General features: G+C 37.6%; 20 protein-coding genes and 1 CRISPR repeat array. Of the genes, 19 read left to right on the plus strand and 1 reads right to left on the minus strand.

Translation table 11 applies throughout. The features are described from left to right. Positions 1-89 precede the first annotated feature (89 nt). Positions 90-1,019 (minus strand): tyrosine-type recombinase/integrase, encoded by a 930-nt coding sequence (locus tag BCR25_RS16680; RefSeq protein ID WP_069664745.1) that lies wholly within the window; start codon positions 1,017-1,019, stop codon positions 90-92. Between the two features lie 147 nt (positions 1,020-1,166). Here BCR25_RS16680 and BCR25_RS20865 point away from each other — a divergent pair, with 147 nt between their 5' ends. The 19 genes from BCR25_RS20865 (at position 1,167) to BCR25_RS16765 (ending at position 22,414) form a co-directional block, all read left to right on the plus strand. Continuing rightward, positions 1,167-1,295 carry a hypothetical protein gene (locus tag BCR25_RS20865; protein ID WP_281247178.1) on the plus strand — a complete coding sequence of 43 codons (129 nt, stop codon included), beginning with the start codon at positions 1,167-1,169 and terminating at the stop codon, positions 1,293-1,295. Between the two features lie 186 nt (positions 1,296-1,481). Then, complete coding sequence (locus BCR25_RS20225) at positions 1,482-1,574, plus strand: type I toxin-antitoxin system Fst family toxin (RefSeq protein WP_139124614.1); 93 nt, start codon at positions 1,482-1,484, stop codon at positions 1,572-1,574. Positions 1,575-2,403: 829 nt separating this feature from the next. After that, positions 2,404-4,806, plus strand: coding sequence for a CRISPR-associated helicase/endonuclease Cas3 (locus BCR25_RS16685; protein WP_069664746.1), 2,403 nt, complete (start codon positions 2,404-2,406; stop codon positions 4,804-4,806). A gap of 19 nt (positions 4,807-4,825) precedes the next feature. Continuing rightward, the gene (gene cas5c, locus BCR25_RS16690) at positions 4,826-5,560 is read left to right on the plus strand and encodes a type I-C CRISPR-associated protein Cas5c (RefSeq protein WP_069664747.1); all 735 of its coding nucleotides are present in this window, start codon (positions 4,826-4,828) and stop codon (positions 5,558-5,560) included. After that, positions 5,557-7,452, plus strand: coding sequence for a type I-C CRISPR-associated protein Cas8c/Csd1 (gene cas8c / locus BCR25_RS16695; RefSeq protein ID WP_069664748.1), 1,896 nt, complete (start codon positions 5,557-5,559; stop codon positions 7,450-7,452). The genes cas5c and cas8c overlap by 4 nt, the downstream gene beginning before the upstream one ends. A gap of 3 nt (positions 7,453-7,455) precedes the next feature. After that, positions 7,456-8,319 carry a type I-C CRISPR-associated protein Cas7/Csd2 gene (gene cas7c / locus BCR25_RS16700; RefSeq protein WP_069664749.1) on the plus strand — a complete coding sequence of 288 codons (864 nt, stop codon included), beginning with the start codon at positions 7,456-7,458 and terminating at the stop codon, positions 8,317-8,319. A gap of 1 nt (position 8,320) precedes the next feature. Beyond that, on the plus strand, positions 8,321-8,974 hold the full coding sequence (cas4, locus tag BCR25_RS16705; RefSeq protein WP_069664750.1) for a CRISPR-associated protein Cas4: 654 nt from the start codon (positions 8,321-8,323) through the stop codon (positions 8,972-8,974). Then, positions 8,971-10,002: a type I-C CRISPR-associated endonuclease Cas1c gene (cas1c, locus tag BCR25_RS16710; protein WP_069664751.1), complete on the plus strand. Its 1,032-nt coding sequence runs from the start codon at positions 8,971-8,973 to the stop codon at positions 10,000-10,002. Before cas4 ends, cas1c begins: the two co-directional genes overlap by 4 nt. 9 nt (positions 10,003-10,011) lie before the next feature. Next, a complete protein-coding gene (cas2, locus tag BCR25_RS16715) occupies positions 10,012-10,302 on the plus strand; it encodes a CRISPR-associated endonuclease Cas2 (protein WP_069664960.1) in 291 nt (96 codons plus the stop codon). A 180-nt stretch (positions 10,303-10,482) separates the two neighbouring features. After that, a CRISPR array of direct repeats spans positions 10,483-11,790; the repeat unit is 33 nt; unit sequence GTCTAGCTCTGTTTAGAGCTAGTGGATTGAAAT. Positions 11,791-11,855: 65 nt separating this feature from the next. Next, complete coding sequence (locus tag BCR25_RS16720) at positions 11,856-12,194, plus strand: hypothetical protein (protein ID WP_069664752.1); 339 nt, start codon at positions 11,856-11,858, stop codon at positions 12,192-12,194. A 133-nt stretch (positions 12,195-12,327) separates the two neighbouring features. Next, positions 12,328-13,029 carry a response regulator transcription factor gene (locus tag BCR25_RS16725; protein ID WP_069664753.1) on the plus strand — a complete coding sequence of 234 codons (702 nt, stop codon included), beginning with the start codon at positions 12,328-12,330 and terminating at the stop codon, positions 13,027-13,029. Beyond that, positions 13,016-14,410 (plus strand): sensor histidine kinase, encoded by a 1,395-nt coding sequence (locus BCR25_RS16730; RefSeq protein ID WP_069664754.1) that lies wholly within the window; start codon positions 13,016-13,018, stop codon positions 14,408-14,410. Before BCR25_RS16725 ends, BCR25_RS16730 begins: the two co-directional genes overlap by 14 nt. 93 nt (positions 14,411-14,503) lie before the next feature. Continuing rightward, complete coding sequence (locus tag BCR25_RS16735) at positions 14,504-15,139, plus strand: PepSY domain-containing protein (protein ID WP_069664755.1); 636 nt, start codon at positions 14,504-14,506, stop codon at positions 15,137-15,139. Between the two features lie 181 nt (positions 15,140-15,320). After that, a complete protein-coding gene (locus BCR25_RS16740) occupies positions 15,321-15,857 on the plus strand; it encodes an HdeD family acid-resistance protein (RefSeq protein WP_069664756.1) in 537 nt (178 codons plus the stop codon). 215 nt (positions 15,858-16,072) lie between these two features. Beyond that, on the plus strand, positions 16,073-16,900 hold the full coding sequence (locus BCR25_RS16745) for an AraC family transcriptional regulator (protein WP_069664757.1): 828 nt from the start codon (positions 16,073-16,075) through the stop codon (positions 16,898-16,900). A 113-nt stretch (positions 16,901-17,013) separates the two neighbouring features. After that, positions 17,014-18,282 carry a PTS sugar transporter subunit IIC gene (locus BCR25_RS16750; RefSeq protein WP_069664758.1) on the plus strand — a complete coding sequence of 423 codons (1,269 nt, stop codon included), beginning with the start codon at positions 17,014-17,016 and terminating at the stop codon, positions 18,280-18,282. Between the two features lie 2 nt (positions 18,283-18,284). Then, entirely contained in the window at positions 18,285-20,501 is a 2,217-nt protein-coding gene (bglX, locus tag BCR25_RS16755; RefSeq protein WP_069664759.1) for a beta-glucosidase BglX, read from the plus strand. A gap of 172 nt (positions 20,502-20,673) precedes the next feature. After that, entirely contained in the window at positions 20,674-21,285 is a 612-nt protein-coding gene (locus BCR25_RS16760) for a nitroreductase family protein (protein ID WP_069664760.1), read from the plus strand. A 55-nt stretch (positions 21,286-21,340) separates the two neighbouring features. Further along, positions 21,341-22,414, plus strand: coding sequence for a FecCD family ABC transporter permease (locus BCR25_RS16765; RefSeq protein WP_069664961.1), 1,074 nt, complete (start codon positions 21,341-21,343; stop codon positions 22,412-22,414). Position 22,415: the final 1 nt, after the last annotated feature.

The raw sequence follows: 22,415 nt of genomic DNA on the forward strand, positions 1-22,415 counted from the left end.
TAAATATTTGTTAATGCTCTCATTAGTTATATTTACATAATGATTAATCTTTGATTTTAACATCCTAAAAACCTCCAAATAATTTATAGTTATTTGGAGGTTTTCACATCTAATTCATTCCGATAATTAAAGCTATTCAAAACATATTTTTTCCGTTCAATCGAAACTTCTGTATAAATCTGTGTCGTCACAATACTGGAATGCCCCAAAAGTTCCTGAACCTCTCGAATATTTGCGCCATTATTCAATAACTCAGTGGCAAAGGTATGCCGTAAGTAATGAGGAGTTGCGTGGGTATCAATGTTTGCTAAGTCAATATATTTTGCAAAAATATTCTCAATTCCGTAAATAGACAATCGTTCACCATATTTATTCAGAAAAAAGCTTTGATCGCTAGGATGAAATTGCTCACGGATGGCTAAGTAAGTTAGTAAAGCTTGGCGCGTTTCTGTGCTTGAAAGGTAAATCATGCGTTCTTTCCGATTTTTACCGTAAATCAGCAGGGAGTTTTCAATTTGATCGTAGTCGGATAAATTGATCGAACTAGCTTCGCTGATTCGAATACCTGTCGAAATCAGCAACTCCAACAAGGCAATATCACGAATGCAGTTTCTTTTTTGATACAGGCTGGTCCTAGAATCGGACAAACGTTGGTACATATAATTAAGCAACTGATTGATTTCTCTGATTTTTAATGTTCGCGGCATCTTTTTTGGTATGATGTAACTCGCTCGATAGTGTTCAAATTCGATATCAGGTTCAATTTGCTTTTTTGTGACTAAAAATTTATAAAACATTCGATAAGTAATCATTTTTCGTTTTAGGCTTGTTGGCTTTAATTGTGCGTTTTGGTGCAGTTGCTCCATTAATTCTAAGATCCCTTGAGTTAAATCAACCTTATGTTCACAACAATGTTCTTGCAAGGTTGTTAAGTCTGATTGATAGGCTTTGATTGTTCGTAATGATACGTTATGATAGTTTTTCTTATAGGTTAAAAATTGTTGGATCTCTTTATTCATTCTGTCTCCCCTTTTCCCATTAGAATTAAAGTATAACTTGTTTTGATTTAAAAAGGCTGTTTATTTTTGTTGGGAGACAGGTTGTCTTGAAGTATATCAACTCTTATAATTAAGAGAAAGATGAACGTATTGAGAGGGGAGAAAAAGTTGAAAAAGGGATTAATTGCGTTAGCAAGTCTATTAGTTATTGGGGGTATAGGCTTTGCTTTATATGTAAAAACTGAAGGTTCTAAAGATGTAGCACTGAAACAATCAGAATCTACAGATTATATATAAAGAAAAATAACGGAAAATTTTCTGGTGAGGACGGTCGTTTTGTTCAAAATAAGGCAGAAAATAGGACAAATTTTAGAATTAAATAAAAAGAAGTCAATAGATGATAGACTAAATTTTTTCACTTGTTACACTAAATATGGTCGCTTTTCCTCTTGCGGTACAAAGCAAGCAAAGGAGGTGCGAAGCATGTTTGATTTGCAAACAACAATTGTAGCTCCGATCATCGTTGGGATAGTTTTAGCACTATTCAAACATTGGCTTGATCATCGGAAGCGTTAGAAAGCGACTACAAGCCAAAAATAACCCCCATCACTCCATGAAAGTGATGGGGGTTTTGGTGCAAGCACACCTGATTTGCATCTACAGTTAGCTTAGCTTATAGAGAAGTACGAGTCAAGGATAAGAAATAGAAAATTTGGTTTTGTCAGATAGTTCTTTAAAAGGAGACAATTTTGAGAAGTTGTTATAACTATTGAAAAAAGGACTTTAGTATTTTAGTAACAATGTTAAACTGCTTTCTCTTTTGCGATATGAAGGATGTTAGAGATGCGTAAATATTATTTTTCTACAATTTTATCATTATATCTATTGTCAAAGGTGGGGCACAAAATAATGGTAATAGCAGGTACTCTAAACTTACCAGCCTAAATTTTAGGCTGGTATGCTCATTTAAATATTAAAAACACAAAAATTTCAATCCACACATAGAGATGTGACGTATATATTAAGACTGTTATAGTATAACAAATAAAAGTTTTATTGTACATATTGAAAATTATTTATATTTGTGGTAAAATAATTTTATTGTTCTTTTGAGTTTTAAATATATATAAAGTTTCTTAGTTAAGGAGAGTATGATGGAATATAAAATGTTATTAGAAAAACTGTTGTTGTTGGTGCTTATCGCTGTGACTATTTTGTTTTTGATACATAAACTATGGAATGCTAAGATTGATGGAGCTGTTCTCGTAGTAATTTTTTTGAGTTTTTTAATAGCTTTGTACTTTCGAAAATCAAAAAGATAACTATCTCGAAAAAGGGGTAGTTCTTTTTATTTAAAATGTTATAATTAATTCATACTATTAGACTGGAAATAAGGTGGTAAAGTATGTATATCGCTCACATCAGAAAATCAGATAATAAAAAACAGTTATTAAAAGATCATCTCATCGAAAGTGCTGTTTTAAGCAGAAGCTGGGGCAAAACAATCGGATTAGAAAAGACCTGTTATTTAGCAGGACTACTTCACGATCTAGGAAAGTATAGTGACGAATTTCAAGTGTATCTAAAACAAGCAGTTATTGATCCTACAAGTGTCAGAAAAGGAAGTGTCGATCACTCCACTGCAGGGGGGAAATTATTATTCGACCTTTGTCATAAGGAGCCGCACGATCCATTTTCCATGATCCTTGCTGAATTAGTTGGCAATGCAATTATTTCTCACCATAGCAGTCGTGGGCTACAAGATTTCTTTACACCAGAAGGCGAAGCAAAATCTGATTATTTAGAACGAGTAGTCAAAAAAGAAATCAAGGAATACGATACGATAAAACAACGTTTTTTTGAAGAAGTAATGACAGAAGAAGAATTTAGCGTTGCAATTAAACAAGCAGTAGAGGAAATGAAAGGGCTTTATTTGACGGGTGGGAAAATGTCGATGAAGCTAAATACGACGTTTTTCCTATTAAAGGTTGTTTATAGCTGCTTATTAGATGCTGATCGAACCAATACAATGCTTTTTGAGGAACATCGTGAATATAAGCAGATCCAAAATAAGGAATTATTGGAACGATATTGTCATCTCCTAGAAGCAAAAGTTAATTCATTTAAGGCTGATACACCAATCAATGAACTTCGAGCACAACTGTCAAATCAATGTAAAGCCTTTGCTCAAAGAGAAACAGGTATTTATTCACTTTCGATACCAACCGGCGGCGGAAAAACGCTGGCTTCTCTTAGGTTTGGCTTAAATCATGCGATCAAACATGGAAAAGAACGTGTGATTTATGTAGTTCCCTATACAACAATCATCGAACAGAATGCTGCAACAGTAAAAGAAATACTGCAAGATAGCGAAAATATTCTTGAACATCATTCCAATGTTTTCAGTGAAGCAATCTACACAAAAGAGCAAGAAGAAATCGAGCGTAAACAAGCGTTACTTAAAGATAATTGGGAAGCGCCAGTGATTTTTACCACAATGGTTCAATTTTTAAATACCATTTACAGCAAAGGAACGAGAAATCCGCGTCGTTTTCACCATTTAATGAATGCTGTCATTGTGTTTGATGAAACGCAGGGAGTACCAACAAATTGTACCTATCTTTTCAATGAGTGCCTTAATTTTCTGAAGAACTATGGGCAGACAACGAGCGTTTTATGCACCGCTACTCAACCGTCATTAGAATACGTAGGACGAAAACTGGAAAAAGCTGAAGACGGCGAAATGATAGCCGATTTAACCACAATAGAACAGCAGTTTAAACGAGTAGCAGTTATCGACAAAACGATTCTCGAAACTTGGTCTTTAGAAGCTATAGCGGAATTTGGGCAAGATATTTTAGCAGAAAAAGCTAATTTGCTGATCATTCTGAATACCAAAACGGCTGTCCGCCGCTTGTATCGATACCTAGTAGAACAAACAGAGGATGTTCAACTATATCATTTGAGTACCTCCATGTGTGCGGCTCATCGAAAAAGATTATTGAAAGAAATTAAAGAAAAGCTGAAAAACAAGGAGCGTATTCTTTGTATCACGACTCAGTTGATAGAAGCAGGAGTTGATATTAGTTTTCAAGCTGTGATTCGTTCTGTTGCTGGTTTAGACTCAATCGCTCAGGCTGCAGGTCGTTGTAATCGAAATGGTGAAGCTGAACAGCAAGCTGTCTATTTAGTCAATCCGTCACCTGAACTCGAAAGCTTAACGAAACTACCTGAAATTGCACAAGGAAAAGAAATTACGATGCAGCTGCTTAAAGAACGGCAAGCAGGAGAGATAGAAGCGGCTGATTTATTGTCTCATCAGAGTCAAGAAATGTATTTTCAGCGTTATTATAAATGTTTTGAACATATCTTAGGCTATCCAGTAAAAGGGGAACCACTGATTCTTTTCGACTTACTTGGCAAAAATACGCAAGCTGTCGACCACTTTAAACGAGCTCGTGGCAAGCTTCCAACATTAGCATTCAAAAGTAGCCCAAAAACAATTGCAGAATATTTTAAGGTGATTGATAGTCCAGCCACATCTGTTTTAGTTCCTTACGATCAAGGCGCAGAATTGATTGCAGATCTTAATGGAGAATTAAAACCAGAAGAATATGCACCAATCTTAAAAAAGGCGCAACAATATATGGTCAATTTATTTAGCTATGAAAAGGATGAGCTTCAAAAAAGCGGCGCGATATATCCTTTGCTGAACGGAGAGGTTTTAGCGTTGAGTCAAAATGCCTATTCCAAAGAATTTGGCGTTGATTTATCAGCACTATCAGAAAATGATGCATTACTATTTTAAATAAAAGGAGGAAAAAGCAGTGAAATGGAAAAATCAGCTCTCGTTTAAAGTTTACGGCGATTATGGTTTGTTTACCGACCCGTTGACAAAAATGGGGGGAGAAAAGATGACGTATCAGGTACCAACCTATCAAGCGTTAAAGGGAATTACTGAATCGATTTATTGGAAACCATCGATTATGTACTATATCGATGAGGTTCGAATCATGCATTCGATTCAAATGGAATCAAAAGGGATTCGTCCGATGAAATATAACGATAGTAGTGCTAGTGATTTAGCCTATTATACGTATTTGAAAAATCCTTGTTATGAGGTCAAAGTTCATTTTGAGTTTAACCCATATCGTCCAGATTTAAAAGGGGATTGGAATGAAGATAAGCATTTTCAAATTTTAAAAAGAGCCATCAAAGCTGGCGGTCGGCGGGATATTTTTTTAGGCACGAGAGAATGCCAGGGATATGTTGAGCCGGTAAAATTTGGTGAAGCAGCAGGTCACTATGATGATTACGAAGGTGAACTGCATTTTGGTACGATGGTTCACGGTTTGTCTTATCCAGATGAAACAGGGAAAAATGAACTAACTGCTCGTTTATGGCAGCCAGTCATGGAAAAAGGCATCATCAAATTTATTCGTCCGGAGGAATGCACATTTGTTCGACCTTTGCGACCAATGCAGCCTAAAGCTTTTGAACAATCAAGCTTTGAATCTGTCGAAGATTTGTTTGATTCACTAGAGTTGGAGGAACGATTATGAGTTGGTTAGGTGAACTATATAAAACCTATGAAGAAAATGCAGACTTAGCAGGAAAAATCCAGCGGACAAATACTGGAAAAGACGTCGTTTTATTGCCTGTCTCTCATGCTTATCAAAATGCTCAAATCGAAGTTGCGGTAACACCTGATGGGGCGTTTTATTCAGCAAAAGTGATTCCTAAAGAAGAAGCTCCAACGGTTATTCCTGTGACAATCAATTCAGCTGGAAGGACGAGTAAACCTAGTCCTCATGGTCTACATGACGGACTTCAATATGTAGCAGGTGATTATGAAGCATATGGCGGTGTATATAAAAAGGATAATGCGTATCATCAATACATCGAGCAACTTTCAAAGTGGTGTCACTCACCCTATGCTCATCCTTTGGTTCAAAGTATATTAGCTTATCTTGAAAAGGGAACACTGATCGAAGATTTAGTACGAGAGAAAATCATGGTTGAAAAAGATCATGTCCTTATTCCAAAGTGGACAAAAGAACTGGAAGCAGAAGTTGGAGAGAAGCCATTACTTTTCAATGTGTTGAGCGGTGATCAAACAACAGCTTTTATTCGATTTTCGATTCATGAAGCGGGAAAAGAAGCGCGGCCGCTTTGGGGTGACCTTGAAGTGATCGACTCATTTATCAACTATTATAGTGGTGAATTGCCAGAGTCAGGGCTTGATTATGTCACAGGAAAAGTTTTGCCGTTGACCGAAAATCATCCATCAAAAGTTCGTTATGGTGGTGATATGGCAAAAATTATTTCTGGAAATGATACAGTAAATTTTACCTATCGTGGTCGTTTTACAGATAAAAACCAAGTGGCTTCAATCAGTTATGAAGCATCTCAAAAAGGACACAACGCGTTAAAATGGCTGATTGCCAAACAAGGCTATACTATTGACGGACGAGTATTTTTAACCTGGGGAAATGCAGAAATCCCTAGCCCGGAAGAGTCAAGCTACGATATCTTTGCGGATTTTTACGCTGAAGATGAAGAAGCCGATAATTTAGCAACAACAGACACTACTCATCAGCAGTTTTCAGCATTATTTACGAAAGCATTGAAAGGTTATAGTGCAAAACTTGCCTATCACGAACCCATTCACATCATGATTTTAGATGCAGCTACACCAGGGAGAATGGGCATCTTGTACGAGCGTTCGATTGAAAAAGAACTGTACTTTAGCAAAATCGAAAAATGGCATCAAACTTGTTTTTGGCGACACACCTATGGAATGAAAAATAAACAGCGTTATACTTTTTGGGGTGCGCCTTCTTTACGAGATATTGCAGAAGCAGCTTATGGATCAAGAGCAAACGATACTTTAGTAAAAAATACGATCCATGAATTATTTCCTTGTGTTGTGGATGGCAAAAAAATTCCGTTAACTATTGTTAGAAGTCTACTACAACGAGCATCCAATCCGGTTAGTATGGAAAATTGGGAATGGCAAAAAACATTAACTATCGCCTGTGCGGTGATGAAAAAACATTTTCACTATAAAGAGGAGGAAAGAAATGTGGCATTAGATAAAAGAGAAACTGACCGCAATTACTTATTTGGACGAATGTTGGCGGTGGCGGATGTTTTAGAAGAAAGAGCGTTGTATAAAGCGGGGATTAAAAGAAGTACTAATGCTATTCGTTATATGAATGCTTTTAGTTCACACCCAGAAACAACGTGGAAAATTATTCAAGCAAACTTAGTTCCGTATCAAGCAAGATTAAGAGGACAAGGCAGTTATTATCAACTGTTGTTGGATGAGATCGGATCGACGTTTAAAATCGATGAATACTCAGACAAAGCATTAAATGGAAAGTATTTGTTAGGCTACTATAGTCAACGAGCAGAACTAAATAAAAAACCAGAAGAGAAAATGGAGGACTAAAACATGACAACTTTAACACACAAAATCGATTTTAAAGTAATTACTTCAGTGACAAATGCTAATCCTAATGGTGATCCCTTAAACGGAAATCGTCCGCGCCAAAATTTTGATGGGTATGGAGAAATTTCTGATGTGGCAATTAAACGTAAACTTCGTAATCGCCTGCAAGATATGGGCGAACGAGTTTTTGTACAATCAGATGATCGTGCAGATGATGGACTGAAAAGTTTGAAAGATCGTGTAGATTCAGTAGAAGAATTGAAAAAAATTGCTGGAGATAAAAAGAAAGCAGATGTTACTCGCTTTAGTGAAATCGCCTGTGAGACTTGGATCGATACGCGTAGCTTTGGGCAAGTATTTGCTTTTAAAGGGTTAGAATTATCAGTGGGTGTGCGTGGACCTGTCTCTATTCAGACAGCAGTCAGTGTTGATCCAATCGATATTAATAGCATGCAAATCACTAAAAGTGTTAATTCGGTCAGTGAAGGCGGAGGGAAAAGCTCAGACACCATGGGAACCAAACATTTCGTTGATTTCGGACTCTATGTATTCAACGGTAGTATCAACGTTCAACTTGCTGAAAAAACTGGTTTTACGGTGGAAGATGCTGACAAGATCAAAGAAGCACTTATTACTTTATTTGAAAACGACGCTTCTTCTGCACGACCAGACGGCAGTATGACTGTCGAAAAAGTATACTGGTGGGAACATCCAACCAAAATGGGAAAAGCATCTTCAGCGAAAGTGCATCGTTCTGTAAAAATCGAAAAAATTCCAGAAGTGGATCGGGCAAAATCATTCGATGATTATAAAGTAACGATCGAGCCTTTAGAAGGGATTGAATTTACTGAAATCGATGGCTTGTAGCATGTATGATGAACAAGATTATCTAATGATTTCTGGTATTCAGCATTTTCTCTTTTGTCGCCGGCAGTGGGCGCTGATTCATATTGAACAGCAGTGGCAAGAAAATGTGTTAACGCTGGAAGGGCAATATCTCCATGAAAAAGCGGATCAGCCGATGATCCGTGAAAAGCGGCACGATCGGTTGATCGTTCGAGGCTTACCCATTCATTCGCCAACTTATGGTTTGTCTGGAATTTGTGATGTGGTTGAGTTTATTCAAGATCCAAACGGCGTTACTTTAGCTGGTGAAACAGGTACTTTTCTACCTGTTCCAGTGGAATATAAGCATGGAAAACCGAAGCAGGAACTTAGTGATATTCTACAACTGACTGCTCAAGCTGTTTGCTTAGAAGAGATGTTGGTTTGCGATGTACCAAAAGGGTATTTATATTATCATGGAACAAAGCGGCGAGAAGAAATTGAAATCACAACTTCTTTACGAAACGAGTTAAAAACAAAAGTCGCTGAAATGCATCAGTATTGGGAAAGACGTTACACACCAAAAGTTAAAACTGGTAATTTTTGTAAAAAGTGCTCGTTACAAAATATTTGTCTGCCTAAACTAATGAATGTTCAAACAGTCAAAGGCTATTTGGATCGGAGGTTACGTGAATGAGAAAATTATTGAACACCTTGTTTGTGACAACCCCAGATACTTATTTAGCCTTAGATGGAGAGAACATCGTCATTTTAAAAGATGATGCAAAATTAGGACGAGTGCCTCTCCACAATTTGGAAGGTATCGTTACTTCAGGTTATTTAGGCGCAAGCCCTGCGTTGATGCGTAAGTGTGGAGAAAAAAATATTAGTTTGACCTTTTTGACTTCTAGTGGGAAATTCGGCAGTCGTGTAACAGGCGGAACGACAGGAAACGTCACATTAAGGAAAAAACAATACCGAATTTCTGATAACGAGGTGGAAAGTGTAGCAATCGCTCGTCACTTTATCATCGGTAAGTTGTATAATCAACGGTGGATGCTGGAGCGAATCACGAGAGATAATCCTATGAGGGTAAATGTAGAGCAATTTAAACAAATTTCCGGAGAGTTGAAAAAATATATCGAAGAAGTTCGACAAGTAGAAGATTTAGAGCTTCTAAGAGGCATTGAAGGCCAAGCTGCCAATCGTTATTTTCTATTATTCGATCAGATGATCTTACAGCAAAAAACGGATTTTGGTTTTTATGGGCGAAATCGCAGACCGCCTTTGGATAATGTCAATGCATTGTTGTCTTTAGCGTATACTTTGCTGGCACAAGAATGTGCAGCGGCTCTTGAAACAGTAGGCTTAGATCCTTATGTGGGATTTATGCATCAAGATCGTCCAGGAAGAACTTCGCTGGCTCTTGATTTAATGGAAGAACTCCGGGGGCTTTATGCGGATCGTTTCGTTCTGACATTGATCAATAAAAAGATTGTTACAGCGAAAGACTTCGTCAAAAAAGAAAGTGGAGCGGTACTTTTGACAGATGAAGGTAGAAGAACGTTTTTCCAAAACTGGCAAGAGAAAAAACAAGAGCAGATTCAACATCCGTTTTTAGGCGAGAAAATCAACTGGGGGTTAGTACCTTATGTACAGGCATTATTGCTTAGTCGTTATTTGAGAGAAGATTTGGATGGGTATCCGCCATTTTTATGGAAGTAGGTGAGAAGCATCTTAGTATTGATTACCTATGATGTTGCAACAAGTTCTGAAAATGGTCCGCGCCGTTTGCGTAAAGTAGCGAAAAAATGTCAGGACTATGGTCAACGAGTGCAAAATTCTGTTTTTGAATGTGTTGTGGATGCGACAGAATTGACGAAACTAAAAAAAGAACTCATTGATTTGATCGATGAAGAAGTAGATAGTCTGCGAATTTATCGTTTAGGAAACAACTATCAAAATAAAATCGAACATATTGGCGCAAAGGAAAGCTTTGATGTAGAAGCACCGTTAATCTTTTAAAGATAAATTTGGTGCGAACCCCAAGTGCACATGAAAACACTGGGGGATTCGCACCAAATTTAGGGTAGTTTTAACGCTTAATCAAGCTTTTTTCTAATTGAAATTTAATGTAGTGGTATAATATACTAGTAATTAGGTGAAATAGTTAAGAAATGTATAGTTAATTTGACTAATTTCACAGTCTAGCTCTGTTTAGAGCTAGTGGATTGAAATTGACGTTACTGTAGAGAACGATGAAACATTATTGTCTAGCTCTGTTTAGAGCTAGTGGATTGAAATTCTAAAAACTTTAAATAAAAATCCAGTGTAAGCCCGTCTAGCTCTGTTTAGAGCTAGTGGATTGAAATCAACTACAAAGCGTGAACTAGCTTTACTAGCAGTCTAGCTCTGTTTAGAGCTAGTGGATTGAAATTTAATTTCGAATGACACATTACAACTCGGAGCTCGGTCTAGCTCTGTTTAGAGCTAGTGGATTGAAATTTTACGGGAGGGAAAGACCAAAAATTATAAATTGTCTAGCTCTGTTTAGAGCTAGTGGATTGAAATATTTATTTCTCCTCCTCCACTGGCTCAATCCCCATCGTCTAGCTCTGTTTAGAGCTAGTGGATTGAAATTTATTATTTTAACAGTGGTGTGCAGTGCGATTATAGTCTAGCTCTGTTTAGAGCTAGTGGATTGAAATTCCTAGTCTAGAATATGAGAAATGCTATCTGCATGTCTAGCTCTGTTTAGAGCTAGTGGATTGAAATGCATCAACTCCATAACCACCATACCTAGCGATTATGTCTAGCTCTGTTTAGAGCTAGTGGATTGAAATCAAATATAAGACTTCGCAAGTCCTGTGACATAATGTCTAGCTCTGTTTAGAGCTAGTGGATTGAAATTAGTCTAGTTGGCTTGTTAGGTGGTCCAGTGGTCGTGTCTAGCTCTGTTTAGAGCTAGTGGATTGAAATGCGAATGCCAATCTTTTTAAACTTTAATAGGAGGGTCTAGCTCTGTTTAGAGCTAGTGGATTGAAATTTTAGTTGATTTTTGATAATTTGATCAGTGTCTAGTCTAGCTCTGTTTAGAGCTAGTGGATTGAAATTTTAGTTGATTTTTGATAATTTGATCAGTGTCTAGTCTAGCTCTGTTTAGAGCTAGTGGATTGAAATTTTAGTTGATTTTTGATAATTTGATCAGTGTCTAGTCTAGCTCTGTTTAGAGCTAGTGGATTGAAATTTTAGTTGATTTTTGATAATTTGATCAGTGTCTAGTCTAGCTCTGTTTAGAGCTAGTGGATTGAAATTTTAATAGTCACAAAATTAAAATAAAGACAAATGTCTAGCTCTGTTTAGAGCTAGTGGATTGAAATCCAGTGCCAGCAGTACTGGCTATAATTACGGCGTGTCTAGCTCTATTTAGAGCTAGTGGATTGAAATAGGTGGTGTACGTATGGCGTACGTCAATCTGGAGTCTAGCTCTGTTTAAAGCTAGTAAATTGATTCGATGGTTCTAATCACTTCTACCACTTTTTATATTAATTAAATTTCAAACAAAACAGGAGAATCAAATGCGTTATTTATGGTTATCTATAATCTTCTTGGTCTTACTTTCTTTTCATCGAGGATGGTATGTTCTTTTAAATAAAAAAATGAAAACTAATTATTTTTTAGTGAAAATCATCTTATCTAGCTTTTTAGCCTGTTTGGCTGTTATTCTTTTTGTGATGCTTTTATTCGGCAGTTTTATTGCCCTCTATATTCAGGACATAAATATGTTGGCAGGAATAATATACGGAATCACGTTATTGAGTTTGAAAATCTATTTACTATATATCATTTTATCCGTTTTAGTGTGCAGCCTTGTAGAAATGAAAAATAAGAGAAAAACTACAAGAAGCAACAAGTAGTTATTGTGGCTGGTACATTGATGATGTAGCCAGCTTCTTCTTATCTGCCAGCATTAAAATGAAGATTTTTTCATGATGATTTGATTGACCTCTTCTAAAATACTGGGTACTCTATAAAAAAGGTGGTGGGAAAATGAATGATATAGTCATTTTATTAGTTGAAGATGAAGCAAGCTTAGCGAATTTTATTTCAGAAGAGCTTCGTTTTGAGGGATATGAGGTTTTACATGCTGCTGATGGTGAGCAGGCATTGACCTTGTATGAAGAAAATCAAGAAAGAATCACGATGCTTTTATTAGACTGGATGCTGCCCAAGTATGATGGAATCACCGTTGCGCGAAGAATTAGACGAACAAGTCAAGTGCCAATCATTATGATGACAGCAAGAGATCAGTTGACGGATAAAGTGGTTGGCTTAGATGCTGGAACAGATGATTACATTACGAAACCTTTTGAAATAGAAGAGTTATTAGCACGGATTCGAGTGGTGATCCGACGTGCATCTCAATTACAGCAACAGCCAATGGTGTATAGCTACGGTGATCTGACCTTAGATTTAACAAAACGAGTAGTAGAGCGCTTTGACGAGGTCATTCAATTGACTCAAAAAGAATTTGAACTTTTAGCTGAACTGATCAAACGCCCAGAAGAAGTCTTGACACGTGATGAACTGCTTAATGCGGTATGGGGCTATGATTATTTTGGCCAAACGAATGTTGTCGATGTATATATCCGTTCCCTTCGAAATAAAATGGATTATGAAGCAGAGTCACGCTTGATCCAAACGGTTCGTGGTGTGGGGTATGTGTTGAGGAAAAGCCATGAAAAAAATTAAAGCAGCATTTCAGGAAAGAAAAAATACGACTCAGTTTCAACTAACTGCTCGCTTTATTGGGTTACTTGTTTCTGCGGTCTTTATCTTGAGTTTTTTGATTATGGGCATTACGATTGCAGAGCTTTATGAGTCAACAGAAGAGCAGTCTGTTTTGTTGGAAGAGTCGCTAAAAAATACTGAGGCGGATGATGCAGCGCAGTGGGAACAAGTCCTTAGCAATTATGCCTCTAAAGACAATTCCCCTTACCTCGTTCGCGTAGCATTGAAATCAGGTACGGTTATTCATTCTTCAGGAGAGGCTGAGGAGCTTTATGAGGAATTTCCTCGTTTAAAGCAATTATTCTTTTTAGATCGGGTATTATGGACAAGTGATATGGAGCCTTTTTATTATAGAAGCTTTGAAAAGGGAAATGCTCAAGTAACGATCCTCGTTGATATGGAGGACCAGTTTGAGGTGATTGGCAGAATTTTTTCTTTCACCCTGTTACTGACCATCGTCGTTATTGGAATTGGTTCATTTATGACATATCGCTTTTCTAAAAAGCTGACTGGCTCGTTAGCTGTGATGAATGAAGAGATTACAAAGCTGGAAGGCTCTGGCGAGGAGCAGGTTTTAACTGTTCCGAAAACACCGCAGGAAGTGCGTAATATTTCGCGATCCTTTAATCAACTATTGGACAGACAACGTTTATCGTTGAAACGTGAACAGCAGTTTGTGACAGATGCTTCTCATGAACTAAGGACACCACTTGCAGCGATTCGCGGTCATGTTAATCTAATCAAGCGACGTGGGGAAAAACATCCGGAAGTGATTCCGACCTCTCTTGCGTATATCGATAAAGAATCGAAACGGATGGAATTGTTAGTGGAACAATTACTGACTTTAGGACGGTTGGAAACCTTGGCAGAGGCTGAAGCATTCGATTTATCCTTATTGATCCAACAAACACTTGATGAATTAAGTGTAATGATGAATCAAGAGTTAAACGTTCAAATCAAAGCAGGGATCATGATTAAGGGTCAAAAGGAACATTTTTATCAGATTACTCGCAATTTGGTTGAAAATGCCATGAAATATACAGAAACGAGTGGAACGATCACAGTATCGTTAGATTCAAATGAACATCAGCTGGTATTTAGTGTAGAAGATTCTGGTGTGGGCATTCCAGATGAAGATAAAGCGAAAGTTTTTGAACGGTTTTATCGTGTGGATCAATCACGTTCGAGTGAGATTGCCGGTACTGGAATTGGTTTAGCAATCGTCAAGGGGTTAGTGGAACACTATCATGGCACGATTACGATCACAGATGCTCAGCCAAAGGGAACATGTTTTACAGTTTCTTTTTCTAAGAAAATTGAAAATGAAGATTTCTTCATTTAGCTTTCACGTTGATTTATTTTTTTTAGCACAACGACCTGATAAGATACTAATATAAAGAAAAACAAAAAAAGTGAATTGAGAGGAATGAATGATATGAATAAAAAGGTTATGATCGCAACAGTAGGTTTAGGGGTTCTTTTAGCAGGATGCACCAGCAATAATAAAACATTAGAAAGCAATGGTCAAAGTAAAACGAGTACGGAGGTTAGCCAAACAATCACATTTGATTCAAGTACAGCTGAATCAAGCACAACAACGGTTAACTCGAATGGCAATCAAGTACAAGTTAAGGTCACTCTTGAAGAAGCGATCAAAGCGTATCAAGAAGCTTACCCAGACACGGTGATAACATCTTTGGATTTAGACCCTTCTTTTGGTACGTATTATTATGAAATAAAAGGAGTCGATGATTCTAAAGAATACGAAGTCAAAATCAATGCTGAAACGAAAGAGTTGAAAAAAGAGCGAGAAGAAACATTAGATCGTGATGAACAAAATGGTGTGGAAAAGGAAAATGAAGCACTAGATTTAACTAAGCTTAAATCACTAGATGATATCTCGAAAATTGCTGTGGATAACGTAGGTGAAGGACAGGCAGTTGAATGGTCATTAGAAAAAGAACTGTCAACGACTTACTGGGAAGTGAAAGTTCAATCTGGTAAACAGGAAGTTTCTGTTAAAATCAATGCCCAAACAGGTGTTGTATTGGAAAAAGAATTGGATGACTAATTCAATAGTGTAAAATTTGAAAGAATGTAAGAAAGCTTTTCTATGTTTTCTTATGTTCTTTTTTTATAATCTGTTTTTTGTTATACTATTTTTTGAAATTGGAACCTTATCACTCGTTTTATTTGAAGAAATTCTATACAATTAAGAAGAAAATAAGTTAATTATCTATGGAGGGATCAAAATGAATAATGTTATGGAACAATTAAGAAAATATGCGCTTTTAAGAGGAATTGTTTATATTATTTTTGGGTTATTGATTTTGTTTGATCCAAGAAGTGTGTTTCAATTAGCAGTATATTTTATTTCTGCTTATATTGCTCTGATGGGCGTACTCAATTTGTACGACGGATTTAAGGTGAAAAAAGCAACAGGAACGTACGGTATGAGTTTTCTTGGCGGGATCATCCTATTAGTGCTTGCAGGAATCATTCTTGTTTTTGCGAAAGGGATCGTAAGTATTTTGCCGATTTTCTTGGGCTTAGTGATCGTTATCATCGGTGCCAGTCGTGCAATGCAGGCTGTGAATTTACGAAGCTATGTGAATGTTAATTGGTTGCCAATGTTGATTTACAGTGGCATATTGATCGTTGCTGGTTTGGTTTTGATTTTTAATCCTTTCAGCAGTCTATTAGTACTTTTCCAATTATTCGGCGGTATTCTGGTCTTCATGGGGATCGGGGAAATCGTAGCCTTTTTCCAATTACGCAACATTGATTAGAATGGATATGAAGCTAAGAAAAAGATGATTACTTCTATTCAGATGCTAGGTAACTAAAGTTTAACTCTTAGAGTTAGACCTTGGTTACCTCTTTTTACATTATTATTCATTGAAACAGTGAAAAAAATGGAAGGGCGAAGTTGGAACATTAAGATGTTTTCTTACATGAAAATAACATATAATTTTACTATATTTTAAAGGAAAGAGGCTGTTTTATGAAACATGAGATGATTTCTCCGAATGAACACTATCCGTTTAAGCTTTTTTCATTTACTTCGAGGAATCCAGATCGTTTGATTAGTACGCATTGGCATGAAAGTGCAGAGCTTTTATATTGTTTAAAAGGAAATTTAGAAGTGCGTTTTCCTCAAGTAACGTATCTTTTAGAGCCGGGGGATACGTTGTTTATTAATTCAAATATGATTCATTCGTCTAGAAGTCCATTGCCTAATGAGGTATTTGTGATGCAATTTCCACTTCATTTTTTACAGGAAATGACTCAAGAACAGTATAATGAGCACTTTTTATTTAATCTAATTCCGTTAAAGCAAAAGGATCACCGAATCCAACAAATGCTAGATCAGATTTTTGATGATTATCAGAAAGATACGCTAGCGGCAAATCTTTTGGTTAAGAGTCGTACCTTGGCGTTGCTTGCCCTTTTAGTAGAGGAGTACCGTATTCCTTTAGCTTCTCAAAAGTCGATCAAAAGCTTAAAGCATTTGGAACGGCTAAAGCAGGTGAATGAGTATGTGCAAAAAAATTATCATCAGCCATTGAAGTTGGAGCAAGTAGCGGAAGTTTTTAACTATGATCCTGCTTATTTTTCTCGTTTTTTCAAAAAATATATGGGTATTTCTTTCTCTGAATATGTAAATACAGTCCGGTTGGAAAAAGCCTATTATCAATTAAGAGATACGGATATGACCGTTTTAGCGATTGCTATGGCAAATGGTTTTTTCTCTGTAAAGTCCTTCTACAATGTGTTTAAAAAGAATTACAACTTATCGCCCCAACAATATCGGAAAAAATATTTTCATTAAAAAAGTCATTATTTTTCCGATTTTATGACGAATTGAGCACAGAAATAACTAGAGACGATCAGTATACTAGGTGTAAGTAAAGCGCTTACTGTATTTTGAGAGGAGAAAAAAAGATGAAAAAGAAGCTAGTGGATTTTTTTGATAAAGTCAGTCCATTTTTTGATAAGATGGGGAACAATCCCTATTTACAAGCAATTTCAGGAGCAATGATGTCAACACTAGGGCCTGTTTTTATTGGGTCTGTGGCTGTGTTGCTTGTTGTGTTTATGAACATGTCAAAAACGTTGCAGGGCTTTACCCAGGTGATTTCTTTATTAGGAAAAGTCAATACGTTCACGATCGGTTCTCTAGCATTATATATTTCCGTTTTAATGGCAATCAATTTGGTTCGGAAATTAGATGAAAAAGAGGATTATGTAGCAGCAGGTATTATTTCACTTATGAGTTTTTTATTGATTACACCACTGGATAAAACAGCAGATGATGTAGCCGCATTACCAACAACCTGGTTAAGTGCACAAGGTGTTTTTTCTGCCATGATCGTAGGATTAGTTGTGGGACGTTTGTTTTTAGCCATCAAACGCAAAGGCTGGACGATCAAAATGCCGGAAGGTGTTCCACCAATGGTGACACGTTTGTTTGAATCGTTGATACCGACCGTTTTGATCGGGATTTTGTTTATTTTAGTCGATCTTGGGTTTAGCTTAACTCCGTTTGAAAACATGCATCAATTTGTGTATACGATTATTCAAGAGCCGTTAAAAGGAATTGGCGGTTCGATCGGTGCAATGATCATTTTGAGTTTGTTACAGCAGATCTTGTGGTTCTTCGGAATTCATGGGACGAATGTGATTTTGCCGTTAGTCACACCATTATGGATGGCAATGGATGTAGAAAACATGAACGCAGTAACAGCAGGTCAAACACCTCCAAATATTGTGGGATTAGCCTTTTTTAATATTATTACTTTTGGTGGTATGGCGTTAGGATTGGTGTTATTGATGTTGCGGGCCAAAAGTAAACAGTATCGAGAAGTGGGAAAAATTTCAATTGTACCTGCGTTATTCGGTATTACAGAACCCGTGATTTTTGGTTCACCGTTAGTGTTGAATTTTGATTTAGCAATCCCGTTCATTTTTAATAATAGTATTGGGTTGATTTTAGCCTATGTTTTGACGAAAATCGGATTAGTATCAAGATTTGTTGGTGTTCAGGCGATTTTTGGGTTGCCAGTAGGGTTTCACGCAGCTGTTCAAGGAAGTATTTCTGTCATTATTTTACAGTTAGTGATCCAACTAGTGCTATCACCAATTTTATGGTATCCATGGTTTAAACGTTTGGATAATAAAACCTATCTGCAAGAACAAAGAGGAGAGGTGTAAATATGGAAGAAAGAGCATTAAAAGCCTTACTCGACTCTTTAACATGGGAAGAAAAAGTTGGTCAGTTAGTGCAATTATCGGGAGATTTTTTCCACGCCGATCAACTGGCAGTTGGGCCACAAAAAAAATTAGGGATCGATCAAGCGATTGTTGATCAGGTTGGCTCAGTCTTAAATGTGACTGGTGCAGAAAAAACGAAAGAAATTCAAGATCGCCATATGGCAAAAAGTAGACATAAGATTCCATTATTATTTATGGCAGATATTATCTATGGTTATCGGACGATTTTTCCGATTCCGTTAGGCTTAGGTGCTACCTGGAATCCGAAGTTGATCGAATCCGCTTATCAGCAAACGGCAGAAGAATCTAAGGCTGCTGGTGCTCATGTGACCTTTGCGCCGATGGTCGATTTAGTGCGGGATGCGCGTTGGGGCAGAACATTAGAATCAACAGGAGAAGATCCAGTCTTGAATTCGGCATTTGCGAAAGCGATGGTCACAGGTCTTCAAAAAGACTTACTGAACGGCGGCGGTATTGCTTCTTGTGTGAAACACTTTGCTGCATATGGTGCGGCAGAAGGCGGTCGCGAATACAATACAGTGGATATGTCAGAGCGACGATTACGTCAGGACTATTTACCTGCCTATAAAGCAGCTGTGGATGCTGGTTGTCAGCTAGTAATGACTTCGTTCAACACATATGACGGAATGCCTGTGACAGGAAATAAATTTTTACTGGAAGATATTTTACGGAACGAGTGGGGCTTTGACGGTGTGATCATTTCAGATTACGCAGCGATTCAAGAGTTGATTGCTCATGGTGTTGCGGCAAATGATCGGGAAGCCGCGAAACTTGCAATCGAGGCAACAACGGATATCGATATGAAAACGCCTTGTTATGCCAAAGAATTGGAGCCATTGATCAAAGCGGGAGAAATTAGCGAGGAATTAGTAAATCAATCTGTTTATCGTGTGTTGAAGCTAAAAAATGACTTAGGTCTATTTGAAGATCCATACAGAGGTGCTAGCTCAGAACAGGAAGAAAAAGTCTTTTTAACAGCTGAAAAACGTAGTTTAGCGAAAAAAGTATCTGCCGAGTCTGTTGTCTTACTTCAAAATAAAAACAATGTCTTACCTCTTACACCTAATAAGGAAAAAGTGTTGCTAGTAGGACCTTATGGCGATAATCAAGAGTTGATCGGTTTATGGGCTGTCCATGGTCAAAGAGAAGATGTAGTGACAATCAAAAAAGGTTTTGAACGGTATCTTGATGCGGAGCATTTACTCTATACTCAAGGCTGCGATATGCTGGAAGATTACACTTTCCTCGGTGAATTTGGGGCGACAAAAGATCAAATTGAACAATTAGGACTGAATGAAGCAATGAAAGAAAAAGAGCTTGATCATGCGTTGTCGTTGGCCAAACAAGCGGATACGATTGTTTTTGCACTAGGCGAACATACGATGCAAAGTGGAGAAGCTGGCAGTCGGACTGATATCACATTACCTAAAATCCAACAGGACTTTTTAGAAAAGTTGGTTGCGTTAAATAAGAAAACCGTCTTGCTTGTGATTAGTGGACGTCCGCTTGTTTTGACTAAAGAAGTTGAACAAGTAGATGCGATCATTCAGGCATGGTTCCCAGGAACGGAAGGCGGAAATGCGCTGGCGGATATTATTTTTGGCCAAACGAATCCTTCTGGACGTTTAAGCATGAGTTTCCCTTATTCGGTAGGACAGCTACCGCTCTATTATAGCGAGTTTAAAACAGGTCGGCCATTAACAAGTTCTACACATAAAGGACGTTTTGTTTCAAAATACTTGGATAGTCCAAATGAACCGTTGTTTTCTTTTGGCTATGGCTTATCCTATAGCAAGGTCGACTATTCGGAGTTAAGACTAAGCCATGAACAAATGGAGGAAACCTTGGATATCTCTGTAATGATCGAAAACAGTTCAGATCGTTCAACGCTGGAAACAGTTCAGCTGTATGTTCAAGATGTAACTGGTTCAGTCGTTCGTCCAGTCAAAGAACTAAAGGACTTTCAAAAAGTAGTGTTAGCAGCCGGTGAGAAGCGAAAGGTCGAGTTTCAATTAAATAGAAATGACTTGAAATTTTACACAAAAGAGATGAAGTTTTCGGAAGAAGCGGGCACTTTTATCGTCTTTGTTGGTCCAAATGTGAAAGAAACACAAACAGCAGAATTTGAGCTGGTCTAAAAATAGTAAACGCAGTGAAAATCGAAGCATAGCCGCAAGGTTGTGTTTCGATTTTTTTATTCGAATTAAACTTGCAAAAATAATAGTGGAATGGTACTCTTAATTTCTAATTGAGAATGATTTTCATTCGCGATTAATGCGAATAGTTACAATAGATGAATGGGGGAAGAAAATGATCAATCCATCGATTGAAGAAGTGATAAAAGAACGCCGAACGATCCGAACTTTATCGGATCAGACTGTTTCTATTGAAAAGATCAAAAAAATATTGGAAGTTGCTAGTTATGCGCCTTACCATTCTAAGGAAGAACCGTGGTCTGTTGTCATCGTGTCTACAGATGAGGAGCGCCGTTTTTTTGTTGAAAAAATCATGGACAGCTATGAACGTTTGGATATTTGGGCTCGATATGATCAGCAGCATTTAGCCGCTTCAAAAAAGAGAACAGAAAGATATTTTCTTGATGTTCCTGTCACGCTGATTGTTACTGCACCAATCAGCGAAAAGAAAAAGGCGAATTTAGAAGCAATCAGTGCAGTTTCAGCTTTTATCCAAAACTTCCAGCTGGCAGCTTGGACACACAAAATCGGGGTAACGTGGCGAACAGTGCCGATCATCTTTGATGAAGTGTTTAAACAAGCTGTTGGAGTTGAGGCAGATCGACAAATTATTGGCTTGTTGGACATCAGTATGATCGATGAAACAATCAAGCAGCCGACAGCTAAACGAACGTCAGTCGATCAATGGGTATGGGACTTGTCGGAAAAGCGGTTGGTTGAGGAATAAATGAGTAGATGTTTAAGTATTTAGGAGGCGCATTTTTTTGCAGGGAATTAAAACAATGGAGCATAAAATCAATGAGAAAAGCAAACAATACTATCCTTTGGTCCTCATTGGATTAGTAGTCGCTATTTTCTTTTCGATCATTTATTCTTTGCTCAATGGACAGGCTGATATTTCTGTTGAAGAGGTTAGTCAAATTTTATTAACAAAAATATCTGGAGGCAAGGTCGGCTCATTGGATGGTGTAGCTAGTAATTCAGCGGTCAACATTATTTGGTTCGTGCGAACGCCGCGGGTGATTTTAGCTGTATTTGTAGGAATGGGCTTAGCTGTTACTGGAGCGGTCATGCAGGCGGTTGTTCAAAATCCGTTAGCTGATCCATATATTTTAGGAATTTCATCGGGCGCATCACTAGGTGCAACCTTCGCTATTTTGATCGGTTTTGGTACAGCTAGCGTTTTTTCACAGTTTGGCCTGGCTTTTGGCGCATTTATAGGAGCAATGGCTGCGGCATTTGGTGTGTTGATTTTATCGGGGATAGGCGGTCGCATGACTTCTGTCAAATTAGTGCTGTCTGGTTCAGTCATTGGTGCGCTATGCAGCTCGGTATCTAGCTTTATTGTTTATCTTGCAAATAATGCTGAAGGAATGAAAACAGTCACGTTTTGGGCGATGGGTAGCTTAGCTTCTGCAAGCTGGAACAAACTAGGCGTACTTTCAATCGTTGTTGTTGTGATTACGGGCTTTTTTTTGTTTCAGCATCGAATCTTAAATGTGATGCTCTTAGGTGACGAAGCAGCAATTACACTAGGGGTTCCTTTGAGTAAATATCGAAAGTTTTACTTGATATTAGCAGCGTTATTGACAGGTGTAATTGTGGCTTATTCTGGTATGATCGGATTTGTAGGTTTGATTGTTCCTCATATTGTTCGTGGATTGACAGGCTCAGATCACAAGCGACTTTTACCGGCAGCAGCCTTGTCAGGTTCGTTGTTTATGATTTGGGCGGATGTACTTTCCCGCACATTGATTTCTACCGTGGAATTGCCGATCGGTATCATAACCTCTGTGATCGGTGCGCCATTATTTATCTATATTATTGTAAAAAAAGGCTATAATTTCGGAGGCTGAA

Origin of the sequence: Enterococcus termitis, assembly GCF_001730305.1 — a bacterium.
Taxonomy (GTDB): Bacteria; Bacillota; Bacilli; order Lactobacillales; family Enterococcaceae; genus Enterococcus_L; species Enterococcus_L termitis.

Coding starts and splice junctions, on each gene's coding strand:
- BCR25_RS16680 (WP_069664745.1), bottom strand. CDS start 1,019: ATGAATAAAGAGATCCAACAATTTTTAACCTATAAGAAAAACTATCAT.
- BCR25_RS20225 (WP_139124614.1), top strand. CDS start 1,482: ATGTTTGATTTGCAAACAACAATTGTAGCTCCGATCATCGTTGGGATA.
- BCR25_RS16685 (WP_069664746.1), top strand. CDS start 2,404: ATGTATATCGCTCACATCAGAAAATCAGATAATAAAAAACAGTTATTA.
- cas8c (WP_069664748.1), top strand. CDS start 5,557: ATGAGTTGGTTAGGTGAACTATATAAAACCTATGAAGAAAATGCAGAC.
- cas7c (WP_069664749.1), top strand. CDS start 7,456: ATGACAACTTTAACACACAAAATCGATTTTAAAGTAATTACTTCAGTG.
- cas4 (WP_069664750.1), top strand. CDS start 8,321: ATGTATGATGAACAAGATTATCTAATGATTTCTGGTATTCAGCATTTT.
- cas1c (WP_069664751.1), top strand. CDS start 8,971: ATGAGAAAATTATTGAACACCTTGTTTGTGACAACCCCAGATACTTAT.
- BCR25_RS16720 (WP_069664752.1), top strand. CDS start 11,856: ATGCGTTATTTATGGTTATCTATAATCTTCTTGGTCTTACTTTCTTTT.
- BCR25_RS16725 (WP_069664753.1), top strand. CDS start 12,328: ATGAATGATATAGTCATTTTATTAGTTGAAGATGAAGCAAGCTTAGCG.
- BCR25_RS16730 (WP_069664754.1), top strand. CDS start 13,016: ATGAAAAAAATTAAAGCAGCATTTCAGGAAAGAAAAAATACGACTCAG.
- BCR25_RS16735 (WP_069664755.1), top strand. CDS start 14,504: ATGAATAAAAAGGTTATGATCGCAACAGTAGGTTTAGGGGTTCTTTTA.
- BCR25_RS16740 (WP_069664756.1), top strand. CDS start 15,321: ATGAATAATGTTATGGAACAATTAAGAAAATATGCGCTTTTAAGAGGA.
- BCR25_RS16745 (WP_069664757.1), top strand. CDS start 16,073: ATGAAACATGAGATGATTTCTCCGAATGAACACTATCCGTTTAAGCTT.
- BCR25_RS16750 (WP_069664758.1), top strand. CDS start 17,014: ATGAAAAAGAAGCTAGTGGATTTTTTTGATAAAGTCAGTCCATTTTTT.
- bglX (WP_069664759.1), top strand. CDS start 18,285: ATGGAAGAAAGAGCATTAAAAGCCTTACTCGACTCTTTAACATGGGAA.
- BCR25_RS16760 (WP_069664760.1), top strand. CDS start 20,674: ATGATCAATCCATCGATTGAAGAAGTGATAAAAGAACGCCGAACGATC.
- BCR25_RS16765 (WP_069664961.1), top strand. CDS start 21,341: ATGGAGCATAAAATCAATGAGAAAAGCAAACAATACTATCCTTTGGTC.